We start from the raw sequence: 1,190 nt of genomic DNA on the forward strand, positions 1-1,190 counted from the left end.
GCCTCAAATCTTTCCAAGCAGGCCGAGCAGCTCTCCGGCGAAGTCGGGACGTTCCTGAAGGGCGTGCGCGCGGCGTAAGCGGCGCGACACCTTGTCTCAACGCAACGACTCATCGGCAAATCGATTCCCGGATCGAACCCGTTTGATCGCACGAACACGATCTTGAATGTATTTTCTTGGACACGTCGCCGCAGGCGACAGCGTCTCGTCTGCATATGACCGTCCACAGCTGCGCAAATTGCGGCGTGTCTCAACACGCCGTGCCCTGCGTTCAGGAATGGTAAGAACTTCCTGATACGGCTGCGCGAGAACAAGCATTTTACAACCGCTCCCGAGTCCGTCATGAAACTGCTCAGTCACCTGAAGATCCGCACCAAGCTCGCCAGCATGGTCTGTCTCGCGGCGCTCACCGTCACCGCCCTCATCGTCGCGTCGGCCTATCTCAGCAAGACACGCATGCTCGAAGATCGCGCGCGCCAGATGCAGACGGCGGTCGATCTGCTGCACGGCTTCGCGCAATCGCTCCAGGACGAGGTCGCCGCCGGCAAGATGACGGTCGCCGATGCGCAAGCCCAGTTCAAGCTGCGCGGCCGGCAGATGAAGTTCAATGGCGGCCAAGGCTATCCCGTCGTCTATACCGCCGATTCAACGGTCATGATGAACGGCGGCGCGCCCCAGCTCGAGGGCAAGAACAATGGCATCAAGGACGCCAATGGCATCGTGATCGGCGACGCCACTGTGGCCGCAGGCAAGCAGACACCGGAAGGCGCGATCCTGTCCTATCTCTTCCCGCGTCCCGGCGAGACCGTTCCGGTCCGCAAAATGGTGTTCGCTCGCCAGTTCGCGCCCTGGAACGTCGCGATTGCCTACGGCCTCTATGTCGACGACATCGACGCCGACGTGCGCGCGCTGACGCTGGAGCTCGCCGCGATCGGTGTCGGCCTGATGCTGCTGATGGCGACGCTGTCCTGGCTGATTGCCCGCGACGTGCTTGGTGCGCTCGACCGCCAGAAGAACCGCATGCAGGAGATTTCCGAAGGCGCCATCGACAAGCCGGTCGAGGAGGCCGATCGCGGCGACGAGATCGGCCGCATGGCCGAGACGCTCGAAGTGCTCAGGCAGACCGCACTCACGGCCCGGACCCTCGAAGCTGAGCAGGCCGCCAACAAGACTCGCAGCGAACAGGAGAA

Annotated in this window: 1 protein-coding gene; it reads left to right on the forward strand. The window is 62.7% G+C overall.

All coding sequences use genetic code 11. The features are described from left to right. Positions 1–342 precede the first annotated feature (342 nt). Positions 343–1,190: cache domain-containing protein (locus AC1RR3_RS38505; protein ID WP_492830534.1), on the forward strand; the 848-nt coding region annotated here is incomplete at its 3' end.

Source organism: Bradyrhizobium sp. GW821-FHT13H05, assembly GCF_058804065.1.